Source organism: Ruegeria sp. C2 (assembly GCF_056537765.1).
Genome location: NZ_JBQFRZ010000003.1, coordinates 69,274 through 95,228 on the forward strand (window position 1 = coordinate 69,274; position 25,955 = coordinate 95,228).

Here is a 25,955-nt window from a genome sequence, read left to right on the forward strand (position 1 = left end):
AGGTGCCGGATTAGATGCGCATCTTCTTGAACAATGGTTCGGGAATGCAACGTATCACGGTCATGACCAGCGCCCAAATGGGTTTCACATAAATCACGTTCTTGCGCTTTGCGGTCGCGCGGACAATGGCCGAGCTTACCTCGGATGGTTTCGCTGTCAGTTTCTCCGGCAGATCCATATCCTCGGTCATCTTGGTATCAACAAATCCGGGCAGAACGGTGACGACATGCACGCCTTTCTTGGCAAGGCGATTGCGCAGCCCAGACAGATAGGCAGTAAATCCGGCCTTTGCCGAGCCGTAGATATAGTTCGTCGCCCGCCCGCGTAGCCCGGCGACCGAGCTTATGCCTACAATAATACCTGATCCGCGCGGCTCGAACCTGTTGGCAAGCGATGCCAAGATGCTGACGGGGCCTTCGTAATTGGCTCGCATGACGTCTGCCGCAGCCAGGATGTCTTGCTCATCCTCTTCCTGCTTGCCCAATACGCCAATGGCACAAACAGCGATTTCCGGCAGGGCAGGCAAGCCTTCGACGAACGCAGCGTGATGCTCGAGGTTAAGCACATCGAAGTCGTGCAGAGTGACTTGAACTTGATACCTGATCTCAAGGTCTTCTTTGGAGGTGATCAGGGATTCTGAATTACGGGCGGCCAGCTGAATGGGATGTCCAAGCGCCGCGTAGCTGTGGGCAGTTGCAAGGGCGATATCGGAGCGCGCACCAAGGATTAGGACCGGACCATTGCTCATAGTTTCAGCCTTTCTGATTGTACCGAGGCAAAGCGTTCTGCCGCCCCGCTGCTTTGTCTTGTTATTTCAAATTCACTGACACGCGCCCCGTCGGTTGAGCGGAGAGACTGGGAAGTCATTATGCTGTCTTTGGCGAGATAGATCCGCCCCCCCTTATCCGCAGTCATCTGGCCCAGCTTCTGGATCAGTGAAATCGAGCTGTCGGATATAGGGAAGTCCAGCGCAAGCGTGTACCCTTCCATCGGGAATGAAAACCGGCTTTCCTGTTTGCCAAAGCGTTTCAGCACTGCCAGAAATGATCCGCGCCCCGAGGCGGAGATTTCTTCCAACATGTCATTCAGGCCGGATCGTGCGGTGTCCAGCGGTAGAACGCACTGGAATTGGGCAAAGCCTTTGCGTCCATATATCCGGTTCCAATCCATGATCGAGTCCAGCGGGTAAAAGTAGCTGTTCCAGTTCACATAGCTGGTCGCGTTGCCACGTTGCCCGTTCCAGTAGTAAAGCGCGTTAAACGCCCGGACAGAATACTTGTTCAAACAAAAGCCCGGGAAGTTGAAGGGAACCCCCAGTTTTTGTGCGGCAACGGAAGGGAAGGGGTTCGTGCTGTGCTTGTCGGGTAATTCATCCCGCGTTGCATGTTCCCCCAGCATGACCAGTGACCGCCCCAAAGCGTCGCCAGTGCTTAGGCAATCGATCCATGCGACCGAATAGGTGGCATCGAGAGATCCCTCAAAAAAATCAATCGCCGCATCGAGGTTCTGCGCGACGTGGGTGGTTTGCCGGATCCAGCCGGTCTCCACGGGTCGCAGCCGCAATGCCACGCGTAGGATCACGCCTGTCAGGCCCATCCCGCCAATCGTCCACTCGAATAGCTCGGAATTTTCGTTGCGGGAACATCGCGTCACCGTGCCATCGGCGATCATCACGTCGAGCCAGTCAATACAGTTCCCGAATGATCCATCGATATGGTGGTTCTTACCGTGCACATCGGCAGCCACCATCCCGCCCAAACTTACGAAACGGGTGCCCGGTGTCACCGCCGGAAACCAACCGCGGGGCAAGAAAGCTGCGATGATATCGGACAGCAAGACACCAGCTTCGGCAATCAACTGGCCGCTCTTGGGATCGAATGACAGCATGTGATTGAGCTTGCGCATTTCGATCGTATTGGTGCGGCTTAGCGCGCTATCGCCATATGCGCGTCCGTTTCCTCTGGCGATGGCGTTTGATGCCATCACGGCCTGTCGCACCTCGTCTTCGTTGCGGGGTTTACTGATATCGCAGTCGACCACCGGGTAGTTTCCCCATCCAGAAAGCTTCATCTGGAAGCTCCGATCGAAAGCGAAGAATCGGTGAAGACAAACCGACGATCCAGATTGAATTTCACAACGTACCCAATCGCCAACCCCAGAACGGCCCCAAGTTCTCTCATGAGGTCGGTTTGCCAGATCAACCAGAATGCCGTTTCCATACCCCAGAAGATTGCGGTGGTGACAATCCCCATCGCGGTATAGGCCGAAAACTTCTTGCTGTGGTCGGACACGCCTGCACCAAAGTCGTAGAAGATCCAACGCTTGTCCAGAATGTACTTCAGCACCAGCCCTACTGCGGTTCCAACCAGAATCGCGGGGATCAACGCGTTATCGCCGATAGTGGCGAAAGCGACCCGTTGTGCTCCAAGGTTGGCGAGCGTCGCGAGGACGGCAAAGAAGGTATAACGTAGAATGAGCGTTCGCAAACTCACAACACGGTGCCTCCTAACGCCAGCGCGGCAACCAGCAGAAAGCAGACCTGGCTGGTTCTATCCCGGGCTGCAAAGACGATGGGGTCGTCATGCATGTGCCCTCGGTGGGTAATCATGATAACGCGGCTGATCCAATAAAGCAGGATTGGGCAGATGCCCCACAATACAACAGGCCAAGCATACAGCGCGACAACGCTGGGTGAATTTAGATATAGCGCAAGAACCAGAACCGAAAGATATCCGGCCGCGACTGCCATCTGTGTCATCACGGGCAGGTCATCCACGTGGTAGCCGCGACCTGAGGCCCCCAACTTGCCTCTTTTCGCGCTATCCACCAGTTCTGCCTGTCGTTTGACGGCCGCAAGAGAGAAGAAGAGAAAGATCGAAAATGCGAGCAGCCACACCGACAATACGATCCCAGTAGCAACCCCGCCCGCGATGATCCGTACGGTATAGAGACCGGCAAGCGTGCAAACATCAACAATAAGTTTGCGTTTCAGCGTGATGGAATATGCGGTGGTGATCCCGAAATAGATCAGCATCACTCCGAAGAACGCCAGATTGGTCAAGGCGGCCAGAAAAAAACCACCAAACAACAAGCCGCAAGCCATCCAAAGCCCATGCGAAACCGGGATTGCACCCGACGCAAAGGGGCGATTGCGCTTTCGGGGATGCGCGCGATCGGCCTTGAGGTCCAGTAGATCATTCACGACATAGACGCTCGAAGCGATCAGACAAAAGGACATAAAGGCGAGCAGGCTGTCGCCGATTATCTCGGGCGCAAAATTATGCGCGGCGATCATCGGCAGAAACACCAAGATATTCTTGAGCCATTGATGTGGGCGTAGCGCTTTGAGATAGGCTTTGCGTGAAACGGTACCGGTCGTCAGATGTTCAACGGTGCAGCCCAGACGAGCCACTTTGCCACGTACCGCATCCGAGGCGTTTACCGTGACCGCCAGATCGGCCTTTTCCCAGACCGCCAGATCGGCGCTGCTGTCGCCCATATAGGCAAAGCCGTTCGCCCCATATTTTTGTTCGAGAAAGCTGGCTTTGTTGCTGCCCTTCAAGTTTACTTCCCCGTCCGAGCCGTAAACGTCATCGAATAGGCCGATATGGGTCGCAATCTGGTCTGCGATGCGCTGGTCCGAGGCGGTCACCAGTGCAACCTTCTTTCCCGCGTCGCGCCAGGATTTGATATAGTCTATGACTTCTTGATTGTAAGGCAAAGCATCGACCTGAACCTGACCTTTGTCTTGCAGAGCCGCTTTCAATGCGGCCCGGCCTTTGATCAATGCAAGGGGCGCTGCGAACAATGTGCTCCAGTCCTGCGAGAGTGCAGACCAGAAAGTTTCGTGCAGCATATCTGATGCGATCAGGGTTCCATCCAGATCGACAACCAGAATCGGATCGGCGGCTTCGGTCCTTTCGCTGTTCGAGAGAGCCGTCTGACTTGTCATCTAATCCGCCTCCGTCAAAAAGCGCCAATTGCCGGCGCACATATCTTCAAGACCAAGCTGTGCTTCGAAGCCAAGGATTGCCTTGGCTCGTTCGATTGCGGCGCAGGAGATCGCAGGATCACCATCGCGACGTTCCGTGATTTGATAAGCAATAGGGCGGCCAGACACCTGTTCATAGGTCTTGACGACATCCAACACACTGTAACCCATACCTGTCCCCAGATTGACACAGTGATTGCCAGTTTCACCGAACAATGCGTCAAGCGACAGAACATGACCCCGCGCCAGATCGAGGACGTGTATGTAATCGCGGATTCCTGTGCCGTCAGGGGTCGGGTAATCGCCGCCAAAGATCTTGAGCTCGATCATCTGTCCTAGCGCGACCTGCGCGATGACCGGCACCAGGTTGGTTGGCGGCTGGCTTGGGTCTTCGCCGATCAAGCCCGATGGATGTGCACCTACTGGGTTGAAATAGCGCAGGATGCCAATCCGCAGTTCGGGCGATGCATTGGCAAGGCTTGTTAGAAACTCCTCACCCACACATTTTGTCTGCGCATAGACGCTCTGAGGTGAGGCTGGAGTTTCCTCGGCGATGGGCATCGTTTCCGGGTTGCCGTAAATCGCTGCGCTGGATGAGAACACTATGTGCTTAACGTTATGCGCCTTCATTGCAGACGCAATGTTGTAGAGACCGATGCAATTCGTCTCAAAATAGCCCATCGGGTTGCTTTGACTCTCAGGTACGCTTTTGAGAGCGGCGAAATGTACGACCGCATCGAACCTACCGGCTGCAAATACCTGCGTTACCTCGGCGGCGTTTCGAATATCACAATCAAAAACGCGCGTGGGGTTTTCGGTGATCTTCGCCAGCCTGTCGGGTACGTCCCTGCGCGCATTTGCGAAGTTGTCCAGAATCCAGACGTCATAGCCAGCCTCGTTTAGGGCCACATAAGTGTGCGACCCGATGAAGCCTGCACCACCAGTCAACAGAACACGTTTTTTATTGGCTTCAGTCATCGTCCACGGGTCCATTCCATAGTGCTGGGTCCCATGCGAACAAAGATTTGTAACGTCGAATAGACCATAAAGCTAATAGGCGCTTCGAATATCAAACGCAGAAGTTCCGCTATGGTCAGTGGTTGTTTGGTGTCATTGCGCATGAGTTCGGGGTATACGCGGCGGATTTCTTCCACACCTGCATCCTGTCGGCGTCGGACACGGATAAGGTTGCGAAAGCCTTCGACCATGGGCCAGTGATATTTGGCAGGCACTTCGACCCGTTGGTCGGGTGAAAAGCTCAGCCGTACAAACGTATCATCCGAAATTATGTCAGGGAATTGCCCCCAACATTTCCTGCCTTCCGCGTTTACCGAGAAGACGCCGGCCCCAACGGCCCCCCCGCGCACGAATGGCAGACGAACCCAGAAATCTGAATATCGACGCGTGACCCATGTTGTCGGCGGGACTACCTGCAAAGTGCCCGTCGCGTAGAGCGGTCGCGGCTGATCCAGAACCGCGCGCAACTGTCCCAATAACTCCGGATCGCAGCGCACATCGGCATCCAAATAGATTGTCGAGCAACCTGTCTTGACCATGTCACCCTGATTGAATGCGTTGGGCTTGCCCGGCTCGTCGATTTTGAGCAGCACCAGCCGCCAGTTGCGATCTTCGAAACGTGCTCCATAGTTCGAGACAATCTCGACAGTCCGGTCAGTGCAGGCGTTTGCGGCGACTATGACCTCGACACGCCCAGCGGTTTGGTCCTGTTGCAACAGAGCGTTCAGGCAGTCGCCGATATACCCCTCTTCATTATGGGCAGCGATATTGACGCTCAGGATGGCGTCTGGGTCAGTCGTGCTCCAATCCTCGCCGGACAATATGATTTGCTCGGAAGGCATCGCTACTTGTCGCCAAAAGGATCACGATAGACCCCGAGTTTTTGTTTGAGCAGTGCCCAGAGTACCGGGGGATCTTGAACAAAATAGCGCCGCCAACGACTGCGTGGTTCTTTGATTACACGATAAAGCCATTCCAAACCCCAATCGGTGACCCAGGCAGAGGGGCGCGGCAGTGTCCCGGCTTCGTAGTCGATGGTTCCACCAAGCGGCAGGAAGATTTGCACGTTGGGCAATCGGTCGCGATAATTCATGATGAACTTCTCTTGTCGCCCGCCGCCAAGCCCTACCAGTAGGACAGTTGCCCCAGAGGCGTTGATCCGATCGAGCGTACGTTCGATCTCATCCGGTTTGTTCTCGTAATCAAACGGCGGGGCATCTGTGCCTACTACAATAGAACGACCAGCTTTTGCATTAATCTTTTCGGCAGCAAGATCAGCAATCCCCGGTTTGCCGCCGCACAAAAATACCGTGACATCCGGGTTGTCCTTATGGAGCATATAGAATTTGGGAAAGAAATCAGAGCCTGAAACTCTTTCGCGCACCGGAGTGCCCAAGATCTTTGCTGCAAAATATAAGATCTGACTGTCGCAAGTGATTATGTCGAACTGATCGAAAATATCGCGAAATTCTCGATCTTTTTGCAGTTTCATCATCATATCGACATGCAGCGTGAGGATGGCGCCTTTCGTGACGTCCCGAAGCAGTTCATTCATCGTGATGTCGTGGACATAGACATTCAGCAATTCTATTCGCGGATAAGCGTTATCCGCTGAGTTTTTGGCTGAAGCTATTGAAGTTCCGTCTGCCATTACGTGGCCCCAGTTACATTATGAGTCATCATTGGGCTGACCTCAATTTCAATGAGGTTGCAGGAGCGATGTCGCCAAAATCGCTCGTCATAGTGGGTTTCTCTGATCACCTTGCCGCGAAAGGTGTTCATTTTCAGCTCGGCTGCAGCCATCTCAGATTGAGCAGCGAACGTCAAAAGCCGAGTATCGAGTTCGGTTTCTTTAGCGCAAAGAGCAATGTTGATCGAAGTGAGTCGAGGCATCTTCGGTCTCAATGGGCCAATGCCGTTATTTTCCAACTTTCTGTCCATGTATACATGGCCTTTTTAATCGATAACAAAATACGAGCTACTAAACCGGTGCCAAACGACCAAAATATGACGAAATTATACACCGGTAGAACAGATGCCGAGATTGTTGAAGCTTCTTAGCGTTTAAATCTCAAATCAAACCTTCATTAAACACATGCCTAGACGTTAAACAATTTCCTGGGAACCTCTTCAAGGATGTTGGTGTGATGAATGCGTTAAATCTACTCAATCTCACTATGTAGGCGCTATTGTTTCCTGATCATGTATACTTCGACGGCCTGTCATATCAGTCAGCTGATCGAAGTTGACTCGCCTTCATGGTGACCAGAGCCAAGCACTGATAAGTCAGCGATCCGGCTGAGCGATCGGTAGCGCTCTTTGGGGTGTGGCTTTGCCACCACTTCTGACGGCCAAAATCATCGCGCCGGTCAAAACGCAAAGGGCCCCAAATCCGCTATAGATCAAAAAGGCGGTCCAAATAGGCATACCGCTAATAAGTCCGACAAATCCGGCCAATGCACCGAGCAGAATTCCAGAGAATATCAGTCCTGCACTCATCGAAGCGTCAACCTCTTTTCGGATATAGCGAGTCAGTCGCGTGGCGATTTCTGACACTCAACACAGGAAAAGAGGCAAAATTATGCCTCAAGCAGAACATCGTGGCTTGCCCTCGGTCAAGTGTTGCTTTTTTGGAGGTGATGGCAGGAGAAAGTGACCATTTTCTTAATCGAATTGTAGCGTTTGAATCGAATCACGTGCAATGTGGCATTGCCACAGGGGTAAGGTCCGTCCAACTCGTCAGACACATGGCGTCGTGGGAACGTGTGCGCAGGAATAGTATTAGGGAGAACTTGGCTTATGAGGCCCGTATTTACGCTGCTTTTTTCACTTATTGCTGGTGCATTGGTTGCCGTACCTGCACTCGCGCAAAGCAGCTATCGTATTCAGCCCGGAGATGTCCTCAGTATTAACGTGTTGGAAGACACAAGCCTGAACGATGAAGTGCTTGTTCTTCCGGATGGTCGGATAAATTTGCCCCTTGCCGGTCAGCTTGCAGTTGCCGGACGAAGCGTTGGTCAGGTCGAAGATTCTCTGGCCACCCAGCTTGAGCCAAATTTTGCATCGCGGCCCACTGTGACGGTGTCGATCGCTACCATCGGCGAAGCCGAAGATCCCGATCCGATTCTGGTTTACGCGGTGGGCGAAGCAGGTTCGCCTGGGCGCTACGAAGTGCCACCCGGTACGACACTGTTGCAGTTTTTTGCTGAAATGGGTGGGTTTTCACGCTTTGCAGCGACCAAGCGCGTCATGTTGCGGCGTACCGATAAAGCAGGCAATGAACGAGTTTTCCGGTTTAACTACGATGCCATCTTGGACGGTACCGGACAGGGCGCGTCGACACGTCTGGTGGATGGTGATGTGGTCGTCGTACCGCAACGACGCTTGTTTGAATAATACGCGAAAGTTGGGGCAGTGACTAAAGACGAAAGGTTCCACCGGTCAGGTGCGGTTGTCATAATTGCAGCGTCCTTGACCGCGAGCGGAGTGCAAGGTCAGGAAATTCCGGTTGAGCCAGGCGGCCTGGAGCTGCGTTTCGGCATCGCCGAACGCTTTGAATACGGCCGAAACCTCGCGCTTGATGTACCCGATCCGGGAAACGGCTTCATTGCGTCAACGATACTGTCCTTTGGTCTCTCCAGTGAAACGCGCTCTCAAACGATTGAGCTGGATGCCGTCACCGGCCTGCGGTTGCAGGATCTGCCGGACAGGGAAGACAGTTTCGATATAGGTGATGCGCGTCTGGGGTTTGGATATACTCGCGAGGCTGCAAATGCTGGCTTGGAATTGGAAGCCGACTACTTGCGGTTTGACATCGGATTGCTGCGGTCATTGTCCGATTTCGAGGATGAGGATGGTTTTATTGTATTGCCCGGAGATTTCTCAGACCTGACGGGTGAAGGGACGCGCAGTGAATATTCCTATGGTCTTTCGTTCGATGGCGGGCGGCAGAATCTGATAGGGTACAGCTTCGGTTTGGTCGGTTCGGGCCTGCGATACACGGATACCACAGATACGGGGCTTTCAGATAACGACCGGATCGGCGGTGATGTCGGGTTGTCCTTCGCGTTATCACCGGTCACATCGGTCAGTGTCGACTATGCGATCGAACGGTTTGAAGAAGACGACGATGAAGAGACCGAGCGCGATACCGATGCAGTGTCTTTGGGTTTGCTTCATGAATTTTCAGCTCTTACCCGACTTGAGGCCTCGATCGGGTACGCGAATATTGACGAACGACAGGTGATTTCGGGTGACTCCAGCGAATCCGGCCTAATCGGTAGCGTTGGATTGGTACATGATGTTGCCAACGGCTCTGCATCTGCGCTTCTTGATACCAGCCGAACAATTTCCGGTCGTCTCGATCGCTTCCTTCTGGGTCGCAGCTTTGCGGTACCGGACGGGGACTTTGCTGCGACTCTGGGTGCGGCGCGGCGCCCTGATGGTACGATTGATGCAATTGGTTCGCTTGCCTTTGACAGAGAGTATGGCCCAAACACTCTACGTGTCCGCTTGAGTCGGGAAATCTTGTCTGATGACGAAGATGAATACTTCGCTGCGACGGTGATCGATGTCGGCTATATCTGGGGCCTGACGCCATTATCGCAGTTTTCACTGCGTGCCCTCTATGCTGTTTCGGAAGCGACGGATTCATCGACTGGGGTAGAGTTTTCGGCGATCAGTGCGGTTTACAGTCATGATATTGGTCAGGATTGGAGCCTGAATACGGGTATCGACTATCGCGTACGCGATGAAGACGGCCTTGATCGCGCAACCAGCCCGCTGGTTTTCTTCGGTATCGGAAAGAGCTTTGTCTGGCGTCCATGATCTCTCCGTCGATAGATCGAGAGTGATGGAATCGATACACTAGGCTCAGTTGTAAACGACTAATTTATCAATTCTGTATCGTGAACAGTGGGTGCAGAGGTGTTGGATTGTATTTTAATCGTGGACTCTGAATGTGAACAATCACACGTTGTGTCGATTTTGTGAAGTTTTTTGGCCACGCTGTTGGTTTCCCGTGTTACCAACGTAATGTTGATTTTGGCGTGTGCGCCAAAAACTCTATGTTTCTCTGAGGCTAGCTTTGATGAGCCTAAGTGTACTGTAGATTAGGATAACCAGTCGTTCGGATGCCAAAAGACGCCAGTACTCAAGTTGATCAAAAATTGGCGGATGACCGAACGCTGAAGTTCAATGTACCTGCTTTGACAGGTAAAGAGTTTGACTATCTTCAAACGGTTCTGGCAAATGGGCATCTTGCGGGTGGTGATCAATTCACGGTTGCATGCGAAGCGCGTCTGCGTGAACTGACCGGCTCTCTAGAGGCATTCTTGGTTCACTCCTGTACCGGCGCGCTGGAGATGGCTGCAATTCTGTGCGATCTCGTGCCCGGGGACGAGGTCATTATGCCATCGTTCACCTTTGTATCCACGGCCAATGCAGTGGTGTTGCGTGGGGCAGTTCCGGTGTTCGTTGATGTCGACCCTCGGACGCTCAATCTTGATCCCAGTGCCGTTGCTGCTGCTGTCACCAAACGCACCAAAGCAATTTTCGCCGTGCATTACGCCGGTGTGCCAGCAGATATGGTGTCGCTGGCCGAGATTGCGCGCAGCCACGGGTTAATTCTGGTCGAAGATGCGGCGCAAGCGCTGGGTTCGTCTTACTATGGTCGTCCTTGTGGCAGCCTGGCTGACTTGGCAACTTTCAGTTTTCACGAAACAAAGAATATCACCTCGGGAGAAGGCGGTGCATTGACCGTCAATCGACCCGATCTTGTCGAGCGGGCTGATATCATTCGCGACAAAGGTACAAATCGCGCCCGGTTCCTCGAAGGCGCTGTCGACAAATATACTTGGGTCGATATCGGATCGTCATACACACCCTCCGAGCTTGTTGCCGCCATGCTGTTCGCGCAGCTTGAGCAGGTTGAACGGGTGAGCGCAGATCGACTTGCTACTTGCGACCGTTATCGCGCCGGGTTCGCCGATCTCGAGCGCACCGGACGGATTGAATTACCATTCATTCCCGAACACTGTCGTGGCAATGGGCATCTGTTCTTTTTGCTGTTACGAGACGCTCAGGATCAGAAAGCTTTCATCGCTCACATGCGCGAACACGGAATAGAAACGCCGTTTCATTACGTTCCGCTTCATTCTGCCCCTGCAGGACGGCTTCACGGGCGTGCTTCAGGTAGCTTGGCAGTAACCGATTCTGCATCGTCAAGATTGGTTCGCCTGCCGCTATATTTCGGAATGAACGCCGAAGTTGACCGAGTGATCGATGTGGCGCGCCAATATCTGACAAAAGGCGCAACCGCTCGACTTTGCGCCCAGACTATTCACTGTTTGCCTGAAAATCTGGGTTGAAGCTCGAGTTCACTAGACCGCGTATTTCATCTTGCGTTTGGCTCCCTTACAGAGCCTATTGTTTTCACAAATTTATGTAGTCTCGCATCGCGATTGGTTCAGATATGCTGAACTCGGGTAGCAGGTGTCTTGGGTCGCGAATTATGACAGCAGCGAATGAACTTTTGTTATTCCCCAGCTTGAAAGCGCAGCGCGCGCCGGATGGTGGGCTGATCATGACGCAGAAGTATCTGGAGGGTACGCAGCGCTTTGCCGATCACTGGTCGGGCCCGGTTTGTGTGCTGGTTGATCTTGATGAGATGCCTACAGATGATATGGACCGCATTGTGGTGCGGCCCGAAAAAATGGGCTTTACCCTTGAGGTTCGCCCGCAAGAGAAAGCAGCATTGGAAACACGTCTGAAGACGGCAGCTGTGGCGTTGGGTTTTTTGTCCAGTTGGCATGGCACGATTGCGGATGCTTGTTCGGCGGTGGGTGTGCCTTTTGTTTGCACCACGGAATATTCGCCTAAAACGGAGCGGCAAATCGCTGCGGCGGAATTGACCGGTGCACCGTTTCGCCATGCCCGACGTTTATTGTGGCTCCGCGGTGAAGAACGTCGCCGACAGCAGCTGCTACGTCGATTGGCCGGTTTGCAATGCAGCGGGGCGCCGACTTATGACCTTTATGCGCAACACGTCCCATCGGCGGTTTTGTTCTTTGATAATCGCGTTCTGTCCAAGGATGTGATTTCGGTTGACGAGGTGACGGAGCGTTCAGCTGCACTACTTTCAGGCCGCCCACTTCGACTGGCGTTTGGCGGGCGGCTGATCCCAATGAAAGGCGCTGCTGGGTTGCCCGAAGTTGCCGCTGAGCTGCGTCGACAGAACGTGCCTTTTGAGATGAGTATCGTCGGCAGCGGACCGCAGGAGGCAGAAATCGCCCGTGACATCCAGCGGTTGGGGCTACAGGACAAATTGTCTCTGTTACCGCCGATGGATTTCCGTCACGGTTGGATTCCGTTCCTGCGTGAAAACGTGGATCTGTTTTTGTGCACCCATGTTCAGGGCGATCCTTCAAGCACTTACCCAGAGGTGATGTCTTGCGGGATTCCCATCGTCGGATACGATAACGAGGCGTTTGCGGGGGTGCTGACGCGCTCTGACGGCGGCTGGTCTGTGCCGGTGGGCAAGTCAGACAAGATGGCTGAGGTCGTTGCCGGTCTGCACGAAAATCGCGAAGACATTCTGAGCAAAGCCTGCAATGCGGCACGCTTTGCAGCCGAGCATTCGTTTGAAAAGACCTTCCTGCGGCGCGTCGAACATCTGCGCGAGGTTAGTCGCCTTCCGTGACCGCAGAGGCAGTGCCTACCTTAATCAGTCGCCGGAGCCCACACCCACATAACTGTCAAAGCCTGCATTCAGTACCATCGCTGACGAGTAGATGTTGCGCAGATCGACCATTCGAGCGGATTTCATCGTCTCGGCCAATTCGCTCAGGTTGAGGGCGCGGAATTCGTTCCATTCGGTCAGTAGAACTACCGCATCTGCATCTTTAGCGGCTTCATATGGATCGTCCATCCAACTTACGCCGGGCAGCAGTGCTTCCCCCTCTGACCGGCCCTGAGGGTCGACCACGCGTACACGCGCACCTCCGCCGATCAAAGCAGGAACGATGGTCAGCGAAGGTGCATCGCGCATGTCATCAGTATTGGGTTTGAAAGTAACGCCGAGAACTGCAACGGTCTTCCCGTTGAAGCTGTCGTCGCAAACGTCACGGATTTTGTCGACCATCCGCTTTTTCACTTCATCGTTCACACGCATGACAGTTTCGGTAATCTGCATCGGATAAGCGTGATCCTGACCAATCCGAGCCAAAGCTGCGGTGTCTTTCGGGAAGCACGATCCGCCATAGCCCGGACCGGCGTGCAGAAACTTGTTACCGATGCGCCCATCCAGACCAATCCCGCGTGCGACCTCTTTGACGTCGCCTCCGGCGCGTTCGCAGAGGCCCGCGATCTCATTGATGAAGGTGATCTTGGTCGCAAGAAAGGCGTTGGCTGCGTATTTGATCATCTCGGCACTTTCCAGATCGGTCGTCAGGATCGGGAAGTCACGCAGGTAGAGAGGGCGATAGATCTCAGCCATCACCTCGGCGGCGCGTTCGCTTTCGACGCCGACAACCACCCGGTCCGGACGCATGAAATCATCAATCGCAGCGCCTTCACGCAGGAATTCGGGGTTCGAGGCGACGTCGAACTCGGCTTTTGGATTGGCCGCGGAAACCACCGAATGCACCTTGCGGTTAGTGCCGACCGGGACGGTCGATTTGGTGACGACGACAGTGTAGTCGGTGATGGCTTGCGCGATTTCTTCCGCCGCAGCCATGACATAGGTCAGGTCCGCGTGCCCATCACCTCGCCGTGTCGGAGTGCCCACGGCGATGAAAACCGCATCGGCACCATCGACAGCGCTGATTAGATCTGTGGTGAAACTCAAACGTCCGGCAGCCACGTTCTTGGCCATCAACACATCAAGACCGGGCTCGTAGATCGGCACCTCTCCGGACTGCAGCATCTCGATCTTGCGTTCGGATTTGTCGACACAGATCACATCATGGCCGAAATCGGAAAAGCACACACCCGAAACCAGACCGACATAGCCGGTGCCAATCATTGCAATACGCATTCTTCAAATCCCTTTCCTTGACGAGCTGCCGCCCGGCACATCCTATCGTGTTCGCGAACCCGACGGATATTCAAAACCGTTCTTTCGTTGAGACCGAATAAGCGCTTAGCGGGGCGGTATTCAAGGTGATATTGCCTTGGCCATCAACGATTGCGCCAACTGTCGCTAAAAATGGCGAAGGATGGCTGATGGTTTTACCGGCGTATGAGGTGGACGAGCGTAAGACCCTAACCAGCCAATAGGGCTGGATTGGATTTCTGATCACTCGGTGACAGCCCGAACTTGCGCGAATACTCGCGGCTGAACTGCGTCGGGCTTTCGTATCCTACTTCATACGCCGCTGAAGCGACCGAAGTGTTTCCCGATTGAAGCAACCGCCGCGCCTCAAGCAGGCGCAGGTCCTTTTGATATTGCAACGGCGTCGTCGAGGTTACGGTTTTGAAATGTTCATGAAAGGCAGACAAGCTCATCCCGGATTCAAGCGCCAGATCAGCGACCGGGATGCTGGTTTTGTAGTTGCGCCGGATCAGAGCGATCGTCTTTGAGATGCGGCTGGCAGGGCTTTCATGCCGCAACAGCTGGCGCAGCATCCCTCCGTGGCGGGCGCGCAGCAAGCGGAAATGTATCTCCTTGAGAACCAACGGTGCAAGCGCGTGGGCTTCGACCGGGTCGTGTGAAAGGCGGTAAAGGCGTGCGACTGCATCAATCAACGCCTGATCCGAGGCGGCGACATTCAGCGTCTGAACGTCTCCATCTTCGAAGTCTCCGATCTCATCCACCAGGCTACGGACGAGGGCGAGATCCAGCTTCAAAGCCAGCGCGGCATAGGGTTCATCGGCGCTGGCCTTGATGACGGCGGCTTCGACGGGTACCGCATGGCTGACGATCAGCGTATCGCCTGCACTGTAACGGATCACACGTCCGCCAATATATGCCTCTTTAGCACCTTGCAGGACCAGGCACATGATCGGTTCGTAGAATCCGGCGGCGCATTCGGTAGTTTCGTGATTGCAGAACGCAAACAACCCTTCAACGCCTGTCTTGCACCCGACGCCCATTGCGCCTTTCGAACGCACCTGTTCGAAAACGTCTGCCACCAGACTTTTTGATACCATCGAGAACCCTCCTGTCCTTTGGAAATATAGAGGTTTCACACGGTCTGAAAACAATCTTCCGCCGCTTGTCGGAGGAATAGGCAGATCATTCGGAGGATAAGGCAGCGCAATCGCCTCTCAGCACACTACCCTTATGCAAAGCCAAAAGCAGGAGGGTGGCATGTACAATCAGGCGATTGAGAAAGGTGGCCTTGCCGTTGTGACCGGTGCTGCCAGCGGCGTTGGTTTTGCAGCGGCTGAACGTTTTGCGCAATCGGGTCTCAGCGTCTTGCTTGCGGATCTGCCCGGAGAGGCGTTGGAGCAGGCAACATCTCAGCTCGAAGCTATCGCGACAGGTGGCGCGCAGGTGCAAGCGGTTCCAACGGATGTCAGTGATGTGGATGCCGTGCAAAATCTGGCCGACGCTGCTTATGCAGTCGGCGAGGTGGCTGTGTTGATGAACAACGCTGGTATCGCTCGACCCAGCGGCAGTTGGGATCACCCTGATGCCTGGCGCAAGCTGATCGAGGTTAATCTGTTTGGCGTCATCAACGGGGTTCAGGCTTTTCTGCCGCGTATGATCGAAGCCGGACGCCCGGCCGTTGTGATCAACACCGGATCAAAACAGGGCATCACCACACCGCCCGGCAACCCGGCCTATAATGTTTCAAAGGCCGGGGTTAAGGTTTTGACCGAGATGCTGGCGCATGATCTGCGCGAGGCTAACGCGCCCATCTCGACTCATCTCTTTGTGCCGGGTTTCACTTATACCGGCATGATTGCGCGGCATATCCCCGAGAAGCCTGCCGCAGCCTGGACCTCGGAGCAAACCATAGATCATCTTATCGCGCGGGTGTCCGAAGGCGATTTCTACATCCTGTGCCCGGACAATGACGTCTCGTCCGAGCGGGACAAGCGCCGGGTGTCCTGGGCTTTGGGCGATATCCTTGAGAACCGTCCTGCCTTGTCACGCTGGCACCCGGATTATGCGGATGCCTTCTCAGAATACGAACAATCAAACTAACCACTCGCCAAAAGGGAGACCTTGAAGCCATGGCAATCGAACTGAAATTGAATGGTCAAACGCATAGCGTCGAGGCCGAACCGGGCACCCCGCTCCTGTGGGTGATCCGGGACGAGTTGAAGCTGACCGGTACCAAATTCGGCTGCGGTGTCGCATCCTGCGGAGCGTGCACCGTGCATATGAATGGCGAACCGGTCCGGTCTTGTCAGACCTATATCGAAGATGTCGAAGACGCAGAAATCACCACCATCGAGGTGATGGAGCAGGACAAGATCGGTGCTGCCGTGCAGCAGGCGTGGCTTGAGCTGGACGTGGTCCAGTGCGGTTATTGTCAGTCCGGACAGATCATGAATGCAGTGGGCCTGCTGCGCGAGAATGCCAAGCCCACGGCTGAAGAGGTCGATGATTACATGCACGGCAACGCCTGCCGCTGCGCCACCTATCAACGCATCCGCGCCGGTGTTCTGCGCGCATCCGAGATTCTGGAGGCCTGAGTCCATGACAGCTGAACTTTCCCGCCGCGGATTCCTTAAAACAGCCGCTGCAGCCGGTGCAGTTCTGTATGTTGGTGCAAACGCAGATGGTGCCATGGCAGCATCCGGTCAGGCCGACGCGATGCTGAATCCCTTCGTCAAGATCGATAGCAATGGCAATGTCATTGCGATCGTGAAGCATTTTGAAAAAGGGCAGGGGCCCGCCACCGGCCTGACCTCGTTGATTGCCGAGGAACTGGGCGTCACCATGGATCAGATCGACTATGAGTTCGCTCCGTCTGATCCGACCGTCTACAACAACACTCTGTTTGGTCCGTTCCAAGGCACGGGCGGATCCACTGCGATCGCGAACTCCTGGGTGCAATACCGCACTGCCGGTGCGAATGCGCGTGAGATGCTGATCAAAGCCGCAGCCGAGACCTGGGGTGTCGAGCCATCGTCCTTGGATATTCAGGAGGGTTTGATCACCGGGGCAGGCAAATCCGCGCCTTTGGGTGAATTCGTTGCTGCCGCTGCTGCTATCGCACCGTCCGAGACGCCGCGTTTGCGTGATCCGTCCGAATGGAAGATCATCGGCAATGCTGAGACCCGCCGAAAGGACAGTCCGATCAAGGTCAACGGCACCGCGAAATTCGCGATGGACGTGCATTTGGACAACCAGATGGTTGTGATGGTCAAGCGCACACCTCAACGCGGGGGCATTGTCGCCGGTTTTGATGACAATGCGGCCAAAGAGGTCAAAGGCTTTATCATGGCCCAGACCCTGCCCACAAAGCATGGCGTCGCTGTCTATGCAGAAAACACGTGGGCTGCCATGCAGGCACGTGAAGCGCTAGAGGTCGATTGGGATCTATCCGCTGCCGAAAACCGCTCGTCGCAGGAAATCCGCGATGAGATCATGGCCGCGCTGGATGCCGCTCCGACCTACAATGTCAACAAGGCCGATCAGGCTGCGGTCGCAGCTGCTGTGGATGGGGCCACCACTGTAGTGGAGAAGACCTTCTACTTCCCGCTGCTCGCGCATGCCCCGATGGAACCTTTGAATTGCACGATTGAGCAGACCGCAGACGGTGACATCGTGTTGCATGATGGTGCGCAGATGCCGACAGGGCCGCACATGGCCTATCAGCAGATTTTCGAGCTGCCCGCAGAAAAAATTCACATCAATACCATGCTCGCCGGAGGCTCTTTCGGGCGTCGTGCGACGCCGGATGCGGACTATCAGGTCGAGGCCGCGCTGGCCTTTGTGCTGACCGACCGGTCACGCCCGGTCAAATTGGTCTGGGACCGCGAAGACGATATCCGGGGCGGCTACTACCGACCGGCCTTTGGGCATAAAGTGCGAGTGGGTCTGGACGAAACCGGCGCCATAGTAGGTTGGTTGCATCAGGTTGCCGGTCAGCCCGTTGTGAAGGGTACTCCGTTTGAGGCCGCTTTGGTGCATGACGGAATTGACCACTCAAGCATCGAGGGTCTTGCGGACAGCCCGTATGCCATCCCCGGTATGGCGGTGGGTCTGTCCGATACGGAAAAAGCAACCTCGGTTCTGTGGTGGCGCTCGGTCGGGCATACTCACACTGGCTATGTCATGGAGGTCATGATGGACATGGCAGCCAAGGCCGTTGGGCAAGACCCGGTCGCATTCCGACTGGCCTATCTGAACGGTGATGACAAGGACCAGGTGCGCAAAGCGGGTGTTCTGAAACTGGCGGCCGAGAAAGGCAATTGGGGCAACCCGGCACCGGGCAATGTTCAGGGTGTTGCTGTGCACAAATCGTTCGGGTCTTACGTGGCCGAGGTGGTCGAGATCTCTGGCAACCTTGAAGACGGTATTCGCATTGAAAAGATCACTGCTGCGGTTGATTGTGGTATCGCGGTCAATCCGGATGTGGTCAGGGCCCAGATCGAAGGCGGTATCGGCTACGGCATCGGTCACGCGATGCGGGATCAAATCACTCTGGATGGTGGCGCAGTCGAGCAGTCCAACTTCCCGGACTACGAGCCCTTGAGGATCTCGGATATCCAGTCGATCGAGACCCATATCGTCCCGTCAGCCGAGGCCCCGACGGGTGTCGGAGAACCCGGAACGCCCCCTGCTGCTCCGGCCCTAGCAAATGCTATCGCTGAACTGGATCTGCGGGTCGCAGAGCTACCGATGAACGAAAATGGGGTCGCGTTCGTTTAATCAAAGACAGCTGTATCGCAGGGATCTGCCTGCGATACAGCATTTTTTTTAAGCGAGTTCTTATCTCGTAACCGGATGTCAGAGCATAAAGAGATCTTCTTCCAGCATGGGGGCAATGCAAATACCGACTTCAGGCTGATTCATTTCGTCGGACATACAGTTCTGCTGATTCATATGTTCGTTCATTGTGTTAATAGGCACGTCGAACTCAGGGACTTCTAACTCGTCAATTTCAGCATTCTGGGAAATGAAGTCGAAATCGTCTGTATAGAATCCTAACACAGCGCTTAGCTCGGAGTTAGTTCTCTGGCTTTGATTGGAGGCGGAAGAGATCGGCTCATTCCCGGAGATATGGCCGATTTGGTCGTTTCCATCAATGTCGGCACCATAAAACCCTTCGATGTCTCCGACATCAGTAATCAACGCACCACCGACTTTTTCACCTTGTGAATTGAGCATCCACTCAGCATAGCGCCCGTCAGAGTTTTCCCAAAGAACACGATAGCCACCTTCATCAGCTTCGGCTTGAATGAGGCTCCAGCCTACAAGGGATTCGGGGCCCATGGCATCGCCCCTGACGGTAACTTCAACGCTATCGTTAATCAGGTAAACGCCACGCGATGACGCGGCAAGTGTGGTCGAGCCATTGTCTTCGATCATGCTGCTTCCGTGGCCAATGATGGCATCTCTATTGATATCTGCATCATAGAATGCTTCAACATCGGCGACATCGGGAATAAGCGCGCCGCCAGTTTTTTCGCCTTGTGAATTGAGCATCCACTCAGCATAGCGCCCGTTCTGATCCTGCCACAGAACCCTATAACCACCTCCATCAGCTTCGGCCTGAATGAGGCTCCAGCCGGCGAGCGAATTCGGTCCCATAGCGCTGCCGCGAACGGTGATCTCAGTACTTCCGTCGATCAGATAGACTCCGCGAGTTGATGACGCTAGCGTATTTGTCCCGTCATCCTCAATAGTGGTCGTGGTGTGCCCGATTGTCCCGTCATTGTTAATATCGGCACCATAGAAAGCTTCGATATCAGCGATATGATTGACGAGTGTACCACCGGTTTTTTCGCCCTGCGCGCCAAGCATCCACTCGGCGAAACGCCCATCCTGATGTTGCCAGAGAGCACGATAACCGTCACCATCTTCTTCAACTTGGATAGCGCGCCATCCGGGCAGGGAATTGGCGCCTATAACATCTCCGCGCACAGAGATTCTTATGCTGCTATCGATCAGATAGATGCCGCTTGATGACGACGTCAGCGTTGTCGAGCCATCATCTTCGATTGTGGTTGTAGTGTGCCCGATTGTGTCGTCATTGTTGATATCGGCACCATAGAATGCTTCGACATCCTCGACATAGTTGACGGACGCTCCGCCGATCTTTGCACCTTGGCTGTCGAGGGCCCATTCTGAGTAACGCCCGCTTTGATGTTGCCAGAGTACGCGGTAGCCGTCGCCATCTGCCTCGGCGTGGATTATGTTCCATCCCGATACAGAATTTGGCCCTATCGTGTCGCCCCGGTTGGTAATTTCGATGCTACCATTGATCAGATATCTGCCTTGGGTCGTAGATATCAGGCTTGTTGTACCATCATTTTCAATCGTAGCAGTCCCATGACCGATTGTTCCATCATTGTTGATATCCGTTCCGTAGAACTGCTCGACATCGATAACATTGGTGATCAGCGCACCACCGGTTTTTTGGCCCTGACCATTGAGAAACCACTCAGAGTAGCGTCCGTCTTGGTTTTGCCAGAGAAGACGATAGCCACTGCTATCAGCTTCAGTCTGAATCGCATTCCAACCCGAAAGAGAGGTAGCACCGATAACTTCCCCGTTGGATGTCACAGCGATGTCGGAGGAAACCCCGCCCAAAAGATAAATCCCTTGCGCTGCGTGCTGCAGCGCCGTGCCCGTCGTCTCGATGCTTATGATTTGTGTCGCACCACTCAGTTCCGAAGCGCTGAACTGTCGTGCACCGCCGCTGAATTGGAAACGTTCGACATCACTCATCACGGAAAACGTGTAGCGGGTGATAACGTTGAAGAACTCTCTTACTCCATCCGTTATCTCATAGAGATAGTTGTTCAGCCCACTCATGAATCTGACGGTATCTGTACCTGATCCGCCGGAAAAGGATCCGTTATTGCCTCGGACCACCGCGGTATCGTTTCCGCTGTTTCCATTGACTGTGTCGGACCCGGACCCATTTGCCAGATGAATGGTATCATGGCCGTTGCCGCCGTTGATCGTGTTGTTGTTCGAGCCGTTGGAGACCGAATAGATAACGTCGTTCCCGCCATTGCCGTTCAAAAGGTTCTCGGCCTCGTTTCCAACAATGATGTCGTTGCCTTGCCCGGCGTTATATTGTTCGATGATGGTGTCACGCATGATAGTCATGTTACCGACTAGCCCATAGACGTCCGAATAATGCTCGGGGCGCAGTCGAACCGTTTGATCTCGCGTGTCGTTTGAAAAGTCGATGATGTCCCACCCACCATCATCAACAATATTGAATGTCACCTCGCTGCCGATGCTGGCGATCTCATCGTATACGCCACCTGCCGTTGATCCGACGCCGTAGACGGTGTCTGTCGTTCTGAGATTATTGGGCTTTCCGTAAAGCTCCCACATGGCAAGCACGTCTGCAATCATGGGTGTGATCACAAAGGCGAACGAGGCATTGACCGAAGTATTTTCGCTCTGGGTGAAATACGACATTACAGTCGCTTGCCAACTATCGTTGTCGTAGTGGTTATCTACCCCGTAAGTCGCGTTGCCGTCGTAATCTCCTGCATGCCCCAACCCAAGTGCATGTCCGATCTCGTGAAGATAGGTCTGGAATGAGTACGATGCGGTGTCGGTACCGTAGGCATCAATCCATGCGGTGCTGATGTTCACATCTGCGTCGGCCATTACAAATTGACTGGGGAAATTGTAGAAGCTGTAGGAGGCGTAGGCCCCGCTTCGATTGTCATCAAACTGGATATTTGCATTCGAGGCGTTGCCTTCCCAGACAAACTGCAGGCCGCTTACATCAGACCATGTATCCAGGGCTGATTGGACCAAAGCACGCACGCCGGATTCAACGGCAGAGTAATTTACCGTTATTGTGCCGTCGGTTTCCCATTTGCGCGGTTTTCCATCTTCGCCTTCCACAAGATAGTTGGCGATCTGCTCATTCGTATAAACTGTCATCTGATACTATGACCTAGGCTAATTTGTTCTGTTTGCTTCAGTTTAAGGCCTCTTGGTCCGAGTTCCTTCAGGGGCTCAACATATTGGTTCCGCATTCAAATATGGAAGACAATGGCTTTAACTGAGTTGCGGCGGTTTGAGCGCGCTGCGATAATCATCCAGATGGATAGAGGCGAAATTGTGGCAACAATCCGGTTTCGAACCATTTGTAAGTGAAAGTCGGTGGACTATTTGTCACAGCTTGATCAGGCGGCGTTTTGCGTGGCGATAATGATCTAATGTCAAAGCATGAAGACCTGGAGCTTTCGAATAAGAAGCATGATCATAGGCGCTGATCTTTTAGAGCTCAGAGTTTAATTTATTGCTCGAACTAAAATGCAGTTCGCCCACGTTTTCTTCCGACCCCACGTCGGGCCTCGTTATTTTGTAGTTTCAGTCGGGATAATATAATCCGTTTTGTTTGCTGGAAAGAGGCGTCCGGGGCTTTCCAGAAAGATGTGATTAGATCCTACCTATACGTCGAGGGTGCAATGCTCTGTAGGTTTTCATTGATTCCGACAGCGCATTTAGTTTTAATCAATGCCTTGATCTGGGGTCGAAAATTACCGTTTAGATAGCGGATCTGCAAAAAGATGACACAGATGTCTGCTTGTCATGTAAATTATGTGTCTTTGAAGATTTAAGGTGATTTGCTCAACGACTAAACGTTTTCTATAGGTGGGGTTCATGACCCAGACAGCGGATCGGTGGCAGAGAATTTGTTAACACGTGCCTAACACTTGCGTGAGATTTTGGCGTTGCAGCAAAGTAACCTTTGCGCTGTTGACCGTCTCACTCCAATACTGCACTACCTGTCGTCATTTGCGGAGCTTTCATGCGGATTAGCGTTGGCGTTGCTGTTTCAATGCTGGTTGCCGTGTCCATCGGGGTATCGACGTTCCTCGTCCACTCCCTTTGGTGGACGACGGCGCGTGATAACAGCCGTATGCTCGCAGCGGAGATCAACAGCCAAATCGCGAATACGGTCCGCATCGAGGTCGGTGTGACCCTCCAATCGGCCGAGGCCGCCTGGGCTGCCGTACGGACGATCTTCGTTCAAAACGTCATCGAGACTCGGCAGGCGGACAAGCGCGAGTTCGTCTTTCTGTCGCAATTGCAGGCGCAGCCCAACATATCGTGGATCTTCTTCGGGTGGCCTGACGGGAATTTCTTCGCATCGCACCGTCTTGGCGACGGCGGGCTTGAGATGATCGAGATCGACAAGAACATCCGGGACCGGATGTTGCGAAAGGATCGCTATATATTCATTCCCGGCGACATCCAGTTCGAAGAGCGGAGCTTTGCCGAGACAACTTATGACCCGCGCAATCATGCCTGGTTCGGAAACTTCATAGGTCTGCAATCGCAAGGCTGGATCGAAGCGCGTGACCTGCCGGGCAGTGAAAAGACCGTTTATGCCTTTGCGGGCCCGATCGACGTCAACCGGAGGCGGCAGGGTGTTCTGGCCGTCGCGATCGAGACAGACCGGCTGTCGCGCTTTCTGGCGACGCTCCATCCCGGGGAGTTTGGGGCGGCCTTCATCCTCGATGCCGATGGCAAGGTGATTGCCATTCCCGACGCAGAAGCGGATGAGACAACCCCGGCGCGTATGGGCGAAGGGGAATTGTACGAAGTCGCCATGATCTCGGGCGAGAAACTGCTGGGCGACCCGGATGAAAACACACCGGGCAGCCAGACAACGCGGGTCGTGATCGATGGCGTGCCCTACGCGGTGGCTCTGACGCCGCTGGGGTTCTATGGCTGGCGCGTGGCAACCGTTATTCCGGAAGCGGCCTTCCTGTCGGGAATCGATAAAACCCTGATCAACCTGATCTATATCCTGATCGGCGTTGTGGTTGTTGCAACCGGGCTGGCAATCTGGCTGGTCCGAAGGGTTGTCGCAAACCCATTAGCACGTATTGCCGAGGACTTGAGTAAGATCGAGCGGTTTGATGTCGAACGTATCTCGCGCAGACCCTCCAGACTGTCCGAGTTGGCAAACCTGTCCGCAGCCACGGCCAGCATGGCGGCGGGTCTGTCGGCTTTCAGAAAATATGTGCCCACTGATCTGGTTCGGATGCTGGTTGCTGAAGGTATCAAGACCGAGCCCGGGGGTGACATCAAACCCATCTCGGTTCTGTTCTGTGACGTTACCGGATTTACCGGCCTGTCCGAGAAACTCGGCCCTCAGATCGTTGAGTTGATGGAGCCCTTTTTCAGCGCAGCCTCGGCAGCGATTGCGCGCCATGATGGCACCATTGACAAGTTCATGGGTGATGCCGTGATGGCGTTCTGGGGCGCACCCCGCAAGGATGCCTGCCATGCCGAAAATGCCTGCTGCGCGGCGCTGGATCTTGTCGCCAAAGTCGAGGCGGCGGGCATCAAGGATGAGGCGGGTAACCCTCTGCGGGTTCGGATTGGATTGAATAGCGGTGAGGCGCTGGTCGGAAACATCGGGTCCGAGCAGCGGCTGAACTACACCGCGATTGGCGATGTGGTGAATGTCGCCAGTCGTTTGGAGGGAGCGAACAAGGAATACGGCACCATGATCCTGATTGGCCCCGAGACCCGGCGCGAGGCTGGCGATACAATCATCGTGCGCGAGCTGGATACGCTGACGGTGTTTGGGCGCAGTGAAGAACTTGTGGTTTATGAGCTGATCGCAATGTCCGATGATTTTGACGGATCATTGGCGTGGATCGAAGCGTATGAGCAGGGACTGGAAGATTACCGGGCACGGCGGTTTGAGCAGGCCGTTGAAGCATTTGAAACCGCCGACCGGGCGCGAAACGGAGACCCGGCCTCGGTCGCGATGGGCGCGCGTGCCAAGGCCTTGTTGGATTCCCCCCCCGCACAGGACTGGCGTCCTGTTACCAACACGGAAAAGAACTGAAGCAAACGGTGTCGGCAGGATTATCTTAGTACCGGTACGGATCTGAGCCTGTTCTTGGCAAAATCTATGAAGGTGCGGGTCTTTGCGGGGGCTCGTCGCCCCTCGACATGGACCAGATGGACGGGCAGTGGGGACGGTTCGTAGGCATCCAGCACCGATTGCAATGTGCCGGCCTCAAGGTCCGGTCCGATCTGGTAGGATAACACCCGACAGAGGCCCCATCCCTGACGCGCCACCGAAATCGCTGCTGCGACACTGCTCACCATGAGCCGGGGTTTGATGCGCACTGCCTCTTGCAGATCAGCGCCGAACCGCCAATCGGTCACCGGGCTAACGCCGGCAGCAGACACGATCTGGTGTGATTGCAGATCGGATGGGGTTTTCGGGGAGCCGTGCACCTGGAAATAGGAAGGTGCACCGCAAATGACCCGGCGCACATGACCGACCCGGACGGCGGTTAATCCAGAGGACGGCAGCTCACCAATCCGTACAGCCAGATCGATGCCTTCTTCGACCAGATCCACCACGCGATCAAGCATCAGGACATCAGCGGTCATACCTGGATGCTGATCAAGAAAATCTGTCAGAATGGGTGCTACATGAATGCGCCCGAATTCATTCGGGCAGGTGATGCGCAGTTGGCCCACCGGGTTTGAAGCGGCACCTCGGGCGGCGTCGTCGGCGGCCTGCAACTGCGCCAGAATGTGCCTTGCGTCTTCCAAATAGGCTTGCCCGACCTCAGTCAGGCGCACCCGGCGGGTTGTGCGGGTGAACAGACGTGCGCCCAGCCGTTCTTCAAGCGCATTGACCCCGCGGGTGGCCGAGGGCGCACTGAGGCCCAATTTGCGCGCGCCGCCTGCAAAGCTTTCAGCATCGGCAACAGCGATGAACATCTCTAGGGTTTGAAGACGATCCATTACCATCAAAATCCAAAACAATGACTTTCCAAAGCAGTATATTCCTTTGATTGGCGACGT

20 protein-coding genes are annotated in these 25,955 nt (G+C 54.5%); 8 read left to right on the top strand and 12 right to left on the bottom strand.

Annotation, left to right across the window (positions count from 1 at the left end; translation table 11 throughout):
* Positions 1–10 precede the first annotated feature (10 nt).
* From ACR0IV_RS12620 to ACR0IV_RS12655, 8 genes are read right to left on the bottom strand one after another with little or no spacing between them, the layout of a single operon-like run.
* Complete coding sequence (locus ACR0IV_RS12620; protein ID WP_480658940.1) at positions 11–748, bottom strand: SDR family oxidoreductase; 738 nt, start codon at positions 746–748, stop codon at positions 11–13.
* On the bottom strand, positions 745–2,070 hold the full coding sequence (locus ACR0IV_RS12625; protein WP_480658938.1) for an FAD-binding oxidoreductase: 1,326 nt from the start codon (positions 2,068–2,070) through the stop codon (positions 745–747). Before ACR0IV_RS12625 ends, ACR0IV_RS12620 begins: the two co-directional genes overlap by 4 nt.
* Positions 2,067–2,492: a GtrA family protein gene (locus tag ACR0IV_RS12630; protein ID WP_480658936.1), complete on the bottom strand. Its 426-nt coding sequence runs from the start codon at positions 2,490–2,492 to the stop codon at positions 2,067–2,069. Before ACR0IV_RS12630 ends, ACR0IV_RS12625 begins: the two co-directional genes overlap by 4 nt.
* Positions 2,489–3,952 (bottom strand): UbiA family prenyltransferase, encoded by a 1,464-nt coding sequence (locus tag ACR0IV_RS12635; RefSeq protein ID WP_480658934.1) that lies wholly within the window; start codon positions 3,950–3,952, stop codon positions 2,489–2,491. Before ACR0IV_RS12635 ends, ACR0IV_RS12630 begins: the two co-directional genes overlap by 4 nt.
* Positions 3,953–4,969 (bottom strand): UDP-glucose 4-epimerase GalE, encoded by a 1,017-nt coding sequence (gene galE, locus ACR0IV_RS12640; RefSeq protein WP_480658932.1) that lies wholly within the window; start codon positions 4,967–4,969, stop codon positions 3,953–3,955.
* The gene (locus ACR0IV_RS12645) at positions 4,966–5,850 is read right to left on the bottom strand and encodes a glycosyltransferase family 2 protein (RefSeq protein ID WP_480658931.1); all 885 of its coding nucleotides are present in this window, start codon (positions 5,848–5,850) and stop codon (positions 4,966–4,968) included. The genes galE and ACR0IV_RS12645 overlap by 4 nt, the downstream gene beginning before the upstream one ends.
* Before the next feature lie 2 nt (positions 5,851–5,852).
* Positions 5,853–6,659, bottom strand: a complete 807-nt coding sequence (locus ACR0IV_RS12650; RefSeq protein WP_480658930.1) for a WecB/TagA/CpsF family glycosyltransferase — start codon at positions 6,657–6,659, stop codon at positions 5,853–5,855.
* Entirely contained in the window at positions 6,659–6,949 is a 291-nt protein-coding gene (locus ACR0IV_RS12655) for a hypothetical protein (RefSeq protein WP_480658928.1), read from the bottom strand. The genes ACR0IV_RS12650 and ACR0IV_RS12655 overlap by 1 nt, the downstream gene beginning before the upstream one ends.
* Positions 6,950–7,807: 858 nt before the next feature.
* Between ACR0IV_RS12655 and ACR0IV_RS12660 the strand changes: the two genes are divergently transcribed.
* From ACR0IV_RS12660 to ACR0IV_RS12675, 4 genes are all read left to right on the top strand, one after another.
* Complete coding sequence (locus tag ACR0IV_RS12660; RefSeq protein ID WP_480658927.1) at positions 7,808–8,404, top strand: polysaccharide biosynthesis/export family protein; 597 nt, start codon at positions 7,808–7,810, stop codon at positions 8,402–8,404.
* A gap of 75 nt (positions 8,405–8,479) precedes the next feature.
* The gene (locus ACR0IV_RS12665) at positions 8,480–9,835 is read left to right on the top strand and encodes a hypothetical protein (RefSeq protein WP_480692717.1); all 1,356 of its coding nucleotides are present in this window, start codon (positions 8,480–8,482) and stop codon (positions 9,833–9,835) included.
* 341 nt (positions 9,836–10,176) lie between these two features.
* Complete coding sequence (gene rffA, locus ACR0IV_RS12670) at positions 10,177–11,376, top strand: dTDP-4-amino-4,6-dideoxygalactose transaminase (RefSeq protein ID WP_480658925.1); 1,200 nt, start codon at positions 10,177–10,179, stop codon at positions 11,374–11,376.
* A 143-nt stretch (positions 11,377–11,519) separates the two neighbouring features.
* Entirely contained in the window at positions 11,520–12,707 is a 1,188-nt protein-coding gene (locus ACR0IV_RS12675) for a glycosyltransferase (RefSeq protein WP_480658924.1), read from the top strand.
* Positions 12,708–12,731: 24 nt separating this feature from the next.
* On the opposite strand, the gene ACR0IV_RS12680 is transcribed toward ACR0IV_RS12675, so the two are convergent.
* Both ACR0IV_RS12680 and ACR0IV_RS12685 read right to left on the bottom strand, forming a co-directional pair.
* The gene (locus ACR0IV_RS12680) at positions 12,732–14,042 is read right to left on the bottom strand and encodes a UDP-glucose dehydrogenase family protein (RefSeq protein WP_480658922.1); all 1,311 of its coding nucleotides are present in this window, start codon (positions 14,040–14,042) and stop codon (positions 12,732–12,734) included.
* 227 nt (positions 14,043–14,269) lie between these two features.
* Entirely contained in the window at positions 14,270–15,157 is an 888-nt protein-coding gene (locus tag ACR0IV_RS12685; protein ID WP_480658921.1) for an AraC family transcriptional regulator, read from the bottom strand.
* A 160-nt stretch (positions 15,158–15,317) separates the two neighbouring features.
* Here ACR0IV_RS12685 and ACR0IV_RS12690 point away from each other — a divergent pair, with 160 nt between their 5' ends.
* Genes ACR0IV_RS12690 through ACR0IV_RS12700 form a run of 3 tightly spaced genes read left to right on the top strand, consistent with a single transcriptional unit; the run spans position 15,318 to position 18,839 of the window.
* Positions 15,318–16,160, top strand: coding sequence for an SDR family NAD(P)-dependent oxidoreductase (locus tag ACR0IV_RS12690; RefSeq protein ID WP_480658920.1), 843 nt, complete (start codon positions 15,318–15,320; stop codon positions 16,158–16,160).
* Positions 16,161–16,189: 29 nt separating this feature from the next.
* Complete coding sequence (locus tag ACR0IV_RS12695; RefSeq protein ID WP_480658918.1) at positions 16,190–16,654, top strand: (2Fe-2S)-binding protein; 465 nt, start codon at positions 16,190–16,192, stop codon at positions 16,652–16,654.
* 4 nt (positions 16,655–16,658) lie between these two features.
* Positions 16,659–18,839, top strand: coding sequence for a xanthine dehydrogenase family protein molybdopterin-binding subunit (locus ACR0IV_RS12700; protein WP_480658917.1), 2,181 nt, complete (start codon positions 16,659–16,661; stop codon positions 18,837–18,839).
* Positions 18,840–18,917: 78 nt separating this feature from the next.
* On the opposite strand, the gene ACR0IV_RS12705 is transcribed toward ACR0IV_RS12700, so the two are convergent.
* Positions 18,918–22,046 carry a M10 family metallopeptidase C-terminal domain-containing protein gene (locus tag ACR0IV_RS12705; protein ID WP_480658915.1) on the bottom strand — a complete coding sequence of 1,043 codons (3,129 nt, stop codon included), beginning with the start codon at positions 22,044–22,046 and terminating at the stop codon, positions 18,918–18,920.
* Between the two features lie 874 nt (positions 22,047–22,920).
* Here ACR0IV_RS12705 and ACR0IV_RS12710 point away from each other — a divergent pair.
* Positions 22,921–24,978, top strand: coding sequence for an adenylate/guanylate cyclase domain-containing protein (locus ACR0IV_RS12710; RefSeq protein ID WP_480658913.1), 2,058 nt, complete (start codon positions 22,921–22,923; stop codon positions 24,976–24,978).
* Positions 24,979–24,998: 20 nt separating this feature from the next.
* On the opposite strand, the gene ACR0IV_RS12715 is transcribed toward ACR0IV_RS12710, so the two are convergent.
* On the bottom strand, positions 24,999–25,895 hold the full coding sequence (locus ACR0IV_RS12715) for a LysR family transcriptional regulator (RefSeq protein WP_480658911.1): 897 nt from the start codon (positions 25,893–25,895) through the stop codon (positions 24,999–25,001).
* Between the last annotated feature and the right edge of the window lie 60 nt (positions 25,896–25,955).